Below are 5,845 nucleotides of genomic sequence, written 5' to 3'. Positions count from 1 at the left end.
GCTTGTTAGACAGCGCCCTAAACTCATCCTGCGTCAGTGTCTCTGCGCGCGCAGTCGGGTCGATGTCGCAGCTCTCAAGCCACTCGGTCGCGTCAATGCCGCGCGATTTGGCGAGTGATTTGAGGCTCGCCCGCAGCATCTTGCGGCGCTGGCCGAAGGCGGCGGTGCTGACTTTCTCAAGCGTGGCAAGATCGCCGAACCGCTTGTCCGGCTGAAGTGGCGTGAGCACGGCGACCGCGCTGTCGACCTTGGGCGGCGGGCGAAAGGCGCCGGGCGGCAGGGTGAAGGCGATGTGCGCGTCGCACACGGCGTGTACGAGAACGGCAAGGCGTCCATAATGCGGCGTCCCCGGCCCGGCGACGATGCGCTCGGCGACCTCTTTCTGGAACATCAGCGCCATTTCCCCGCGCCAGTCGCCGGCCTTCAGCCAGTCGATCAGAAGCGGCGTGCCGACATTATAGGGCAGATTGGCGATGATCATGGCAGGGGCTTGCCCGCCTGTCTCGCCGATAAGGCCCGGCCAGTTGACCTTTCTGGCATCGCCGGAATGCACGTGCAGGCGGCCGTCAGTGGCTTCGGGCCACTCTTCCAAAGCAGCGGCGAAGCGTTGATCAGCCTCGACCGCGATCAGCTTTCCAACCCCTTCCTTCAAGAGCGCGCGTGTGAGCCCGCCCGGACCGGGGCCGACCTCGATGACTGTGCGACCCTCGACAGGGCCGGCGGCGAGCGCTGTGCGGCGGAGAATGTCCGGGTCGAACAGAAAATGCTGGCCGAGCGCCTTGCGGGCGCGCCCTTCGGTGAGGCCTGGCTCGCGATCAGACATGCCGGCCCCTGCCGGAGACCATCTCGGAGGCGAGCCTGATCGCGGCGATCAGACTGTCTGGCCGTGCTGTGCCGTCCCTTGCTGCATCATACGCCGTGCCATGGTCCGGGCTGGTCCGGATGATGGGCAGTCCGAGCGTGGTGTTCACGCCGCCCCAGAAATCGAGCGTCTTGACCGGGATCAGGCCCTGATCATGGGTCATGGCAATCACCGCATCGAAGCGGCCATCCAGCATTTCCGCAAAGACCGTGTCGCCGGGCCGCGCATTGCTGATCTCGATGCCTGATGCGCGCAGCTTTGTGGCGGCCGGATTGATAAGGTCGCGTTCCTCAAGACCAATTGTGCCGTCCTCGCCGGCATGCGGATTGAGCCCGGCAAAAGCAATGCGCGGCTGGCTGATACCGAAATCGCGCTTCAGGGCTCGCTCCACGATTTGAGCGACCTGAGTGAGCAGATCCTCGGACAGAAGGCCTGCCACCTGCATCAGCGGCACGTGGATCGTCGCGAGTGCGACGCGTAGCCCGCCGCCGACCAGCATCATGACTGGATAGGCAGGTGAGCCGGTGTGGCTCTCGCAGAGCGCCGCGAGGAATTCTGTATGGCCGGGATGGCTGAAGCCTGCGCGGTAGAGCACTGATTTCGAAATGGGATTGGTCACCACGCCTGCGGCAGAGCCATCCAGCGCGTGACCTGTTGCCCGTTCAATGCTTTCAAGGATGGCGGGTGCCAAGGCCGGGTCTGCCTGGCCGGGCGTCACACCTTTTGTTTGCGAGAGAAGGTCGAGAACCGGCAGGGCAGAGCTGAACACAGAGCCCGCCTCTTCTGGCGCTTCAATAACCCGGGTGGGGCAATCGTAAAGCGCAGGATCGCCGATGACATAGAAGCCTGTTTCCATATCCTCGTGGAGCGTGCGCCAGGCGGCCGCAGTGATCTTCGGGCCGCAGCCGGAAGGATCGCCCATGGTTATGGCAAGCGGGAGCTTTGACGCCTCTGTCATGGCGTTGTCTTAGCCTTCATGCCAGCGCATTCAAGCGTTTAGCGTCTGCCTAGCTGCCGCGCTGGATAATCGTGGCTTCGCGGCGGAGGTTTCTCAGCGCGCGCTGCGAGACCATCTGAAGCTGGCGGCCGAACAGCCTGTCTTCGATGTCTTCGCGCGTTGGAAGGGCGCTGCCCGTCTCGTCACGGCTGCAGACATACATGACAGCAAGGGTGCCGGAGGCGGCGAAGACGTCCGTTGCCGCATCCACGGGCGTGTTCTCGACAAGGCTGCGGCCTTCCGGGCCAAGGTCCGCGATGCGGAAATCATCAAGGCGCGAGGTGCGCAGGTTCGGATCGTTTTCGGCAACGCTTTCAGCGTCTTCACAATTGTCAGCCGCTGCAACAGCGGCGAGTAGGTCCTCTTCGGAGCCATTGTCGACAGACAGCCGGACGAGGTCGACGATGGGGACCGTCTCGGCGGGGTCACGCTTGCCGATCATGTTGATGAGGTAAATGCCGTCCTCGACGATGATGGGGTCTGCGAGACCTGGCGCAGCCATCGCATTCACCGCATCAGCGACAGGCTGGTCGAGATCGCCAAGCGACACCCAGCCCATGTCTCCGCCTGCTGCCGATGTCGGGGCAGAGGAAAAGCGCTGCGCCGCAAGTTCGAAAGGCGCGCCCGCGCGCAGCTGCTCGAGGATCGTGTTGGCCCCGGCAAGCGCTTGCTCTCTCTCTTCTTCCGTCGGTGCGTAAAGGAAAATTTCTCCGACACGGTACTGTGTCTTGGAGGCGGCGGTTTTCAGCTGGGAGAGCTGTTCGTCAATCTGGTTTTCGGAGATGCGGATGCGCGAGCCATAGAGCCCGCCCATGATCCGGCGCCAGGCGATTTCGGCGCGCATCTGGGCCTCAAGGCTGGACGGGTTGATGCCGGCCTGGAGCAGGACATTGATGAGCCCGTCGCGGTCAAGGCCGGACTGGCGGGCCATATCGGCGACCGCGCCCGCAACGTCTTCATCCGAGACTTCGACTTCGTATTCGGTCGCTTCCTGAATTTGCAGCTTCTCGTCGATCAGTTCGTCCAGAGCCTGGGCCGTGATCTGCTGCACCTGTTCCTGATTGGGCGATTGCACCCCGAGCGTCAGAAGCAGCAGGGCCGCGCGCTCACGAACATCGCTATAGGAAATCGGCTGGTCGTTCACGATGGCGACAATGCCTTCAATGGTCTGGGCTTCCTGCGCATGTGCGGCCTGGCCGATCGTCGGCGCGCTCAGAGCCAGCGCAAGGGCTGCAAATCCAAACTTCATCATGTAAATACCTCCGCGAGCGTCATGCCATCTCATCTCGCTCAAATTATGGCAGACCATACCGCCGGATGCAGCTGACGCAATCCGGGGATTCCAGTCAGCCGCTGCTGGTGTCAGGCGGTCTAATCGAAATTGTTCGACGCCAGCCCGCCGAGCGTCCTGAGGCCGAACCGGAAGAGGATGGAGTCCGATGGGCCGAGCTGCCTGTCGACTTTTTCCGAACGCTCGAAGATTAGTTCGAAGCGCGAGCAGTCATCCTGATAGCCAACGCCAACAGAGTGGCGAATATCCCGATTGTTCTCGATGTCGCGCTGCAGACCATAGGTCAGGAAGTAATTGTCCGTGACCGAGACTTCCGACTGCAGAAGTACGCCCTCCTGGCGGAGGCCAGCCTGCGTGACCTCTTCGTCGATCTGATAGTAGACCAAGGAGGATTTGACCCGGTCAAAGCGCAGATTGACGCTGGTGTCGATACGGTTCAGCTCAAGGCTGTCATCGTCGAGGCGGACTTTCGCCTTGAACGTGAAGGGGTTGCCCCAATCGAGCGAGACGGCGCCAAGCCAGTCACTGGCCGTGCCATCGAGATTGCTCGGAACGTCGAACGTTTCATCGTCGCGGCTGCGCCAGCGCCGGCCTGCGAGGGCGGTAAACTGCACGCCTGATTTCCAGCGCGCGACGGCCGAAACGCCAGCGCCGATCTTGCTATCGCCTTCATAAAGGTCATAGCCAGCCTGGCCGTTCGCATCGAACAACGAGGAGGTGTCGAGTTCATAGAACAGGCCATCCTCGATCGGGATCGGTTCATCATTCGGACCGGTCGTGCTGAAGGCGCCCATGACGATCGGTTCGACGATAATGTCGACCGACTTGCCCGGTCGGTAAAACGGAACTGACAGCTCTGTACCGATAGCGCCGACCGTGCGCTCGACCGTGTCGCCTTCGCCATCTGTCGGAAAATCGTTGAGGTCGTAGCGGTCGAACCGCGCCTCGGCGAACGGCTTTGCTACAATCCCGCCCGGCAGGATTTTCTGCACAGACCAGTCTGCGCCGACTGTGACGCGGTGGCTGTCAGGGCCTGTCTCGCGCGTCAGGAAAGCGGTCGAAGCATTGAGGCCGGCAAAACCGTAATTTCCAAGATCGAGATCATATTGGGCGTGGCCGAGGGGCAGGACGTCAGCAATCCCGGTCTCGCGGTCATCGCGCACACGCAGATTGTCGAATGTCAGCAGAGACGCGTCAGCGTACCAGTTCGAGGATTGTCCGACCGTGTAGAGCTGCGAGAGCAGAACGCGCGGCTGGTTGATGTAAAGTCCGCGATCATTGTTTTCGCCGCGGATATCGTAGCGTTCGATATAGAGGTCGTCCGTCGTCTCCTCGACACCGAAGCCCCACAACCAGTCGTCGGTGATGCTGAAACTACCGTCTGCGAAAATGTGCCCGCGCCATTCCTTGTCGCCGAACTTTTCGCCATCGGAATCAAATTCCTGCTCATTGGTCGCGGTCAGATTGACGTTGAGATTGCCCGACCAGAAACGCTTGCGGTAATCGAGCTCGAGTACCGGATTGACCTTGGAATAGACGATCGGGGCGATGGTCAGGTCCTGATAGGGCGAGATCGCCCAGAGATAGGGCTGTTGATAGACAAGCCCGGTCTTAGACGAGCTGCCGATGGTCGGAATAAGCAGGCCTGAGCGCCGCTCGGCCTTGGGGTCCGGGTGCGCGAAATAGGGCAGGTAGATGACCGGCACGCCTGCAATTTCAAGCACGGCGTCGCGGTAGGAATACATGCCGTCTTCTTCGTCTAGAACAGCCCGGCGCGCCCGGATCGCCCAAGTCGGCGTCGTATCGCCTTCGCAAAGCTCACAGGCAGTGAAAATAACCCGGTCGAGTGAGTTCAGGGTTTCCTGCTCGCGTCGGGCCGAGTTGGCCGAGGCGGTCGTGCCATCCGGCGTTCTCATCGAGAATTCGACGGCGTAGCCATTGGCGAGACTGGCGTCAGTCTCGATTTCTTCAGCGAAGCGTTGTGTGCCGTCCGGCTCCAGGATGATGATATTGCCCTGCGCCCGCACGCGGGCCTGATCGCGATCATAGGTCAGCCGGTCGGCCGTCAGGACACGGCCCTGATACTCGGCCGAGACATTGCCTTCGGCCACGACCGTATTCTCGTTTTCAAGGACGTAGACATTGTCCGCCTGCAGCGTGACGCGCTCGTCTGCGACGCCGCCTTCAGGGTCGATTTGTGCAGCCGCCACAGGGAAAAAGGCACCAAGAGCCATCGCGGCGAAAGCGGTCTTCCAAACGGCCATGCTGGCTCCTCGCACTCTTCCTGCACCTGTGTTTCGCATAAGCGTCATCGTACGGTCCGTCCAGATTTTCATGCCGGGCTTGCCGGGAATTCATCAGCTGTGTTGCAGTCCGGACATTGGGCGATGCAAGGATCAGGCCCGTGAGGCCAGTCCGCCCGCATGGGTGATCGCCTGTCCGGCGAGTTCCAGCTCCATCAGAGTGGCCGCACACTGCCGGGCCGAGCATTGCGTGAGACGGGCGATATCCTCGATGGGCATAGGTGTTGGCGAGAGGGCTTCCAGAATGCGTCTGCCAAGGTCCGGCAGCTGCGGCTCGGCGGTTGATGGTTCGGGTGGCGGGGCAGAGGGTGTGCGCGCGAAAAGATCGGCCTGGCGGATTTGCGGCTGGATCGCCTCGAGCACGTCATCGGCGTGGCGGACCAGCGTTGCCC

At 61.8% G+C, this 5,845-nt stretch carries 4 protein-coding genes and 1 pseudogene; all 5 read right to left on the bottom strand.

Annotation, left to right across the window (positions count from 1 at the left end):
* Nucleotides 1–823, bottom strand: an 823-nt coding sequence (gene rsmA, locus WA989_RS01260) for a 16S rRNA (adenine(1518)-N(6)/adenine(1519)-N(6))-dimethyltransferase RsmA (RefSeq protein WP_424338718.1), incomplete at its 3' end; no start/stop codon positions are given.
* Nucleotides 816–1,820 carry a 4-hydroxythreonine-4-phosphate dehydrogenase PdxA gene (gene pdxA, locus WA989_RS01255; protein WP_424338717.1) on the bottom strand — a complete coding sequence of 335 codons (1,005 nt, stop codon included), beginning with the start codon at nt 1,818–1,820 and terminating at the stop codon, nt 816–818. The genes pdxA and rsmA, both read right to left, overlap by 8 nt.
* Nucleotides 1,821–1,869: 49 nt before the next feature.
* Entirely contained in the window at nt 1,870–3,144 is a 1,275-nt protein-coding gene (locus tag WA989_RS01250) for a peptidylprolyl isomerase (RefSeq protein ID WP_424338716.1), read from the bottom strand.
* An 86-nt stretch (nt 3,145–3,230) separates the two neighbouring features.
* Nucleotides 3,231–5,414 carry an LPS-assembly protein LptD gene (locus WA989_RS01245; protein ID WP_424338715.1) on the bottom strand — a complete coding sequence of 728 codons (2,184 nt, stop codon included), beginning with the start codon at nt 5,412–5,414 and terminating at the stop codon, nt 3,231–3,233.
* A gap of 132 nt (nt 5,415–5,546) precedes the next feature.
* Nucleotides 5,547–5,845 (bottom strand): annotated as a pseudogene (locus tag WA989_RS01240) (DNA-processing protein DprA); the annotation flags it as partial.

The sequence above is a fragment of the Henriciella sp. genome, from assembly GCF_049649345.1.
Classification (GTDB): Bacteria; Pseudomonadota; Alphaproteobacteria; order Caulobacterales; family Hyphomonadaceae; genus Henriciella.
The sequence above is the reverse complement of the archived record's forward strand: the minus strand, read 5'-3'. Positions and strand labels throughout refer to the sequence as shown.

Excerpts from the sequence above, each read along its gene's own strand:
- pdxA (WP_424338717.1), bottom strand. The coding sequence starts at position 1,820 with ATGACAGAGGCGTCAAAGCTCCCGCTTGCCATAACCATGGGCGATCCT.
- WA989_RS01250 (WP_424338716.1), bottom strand. The coding sequence starts at position 3,144 with ATGAGATGGCATGACGCTCGCGGAGGTATTTACATGATGAAGTTTGGA.
- WA989_RS01245 (WP_424338715.1), bottom strand. The coding sequence starts at position 5,414 with ATGGCCGTTTGGAAGACCGCTTTCGCCGCGATGGCTCTTGGTGCCTTT.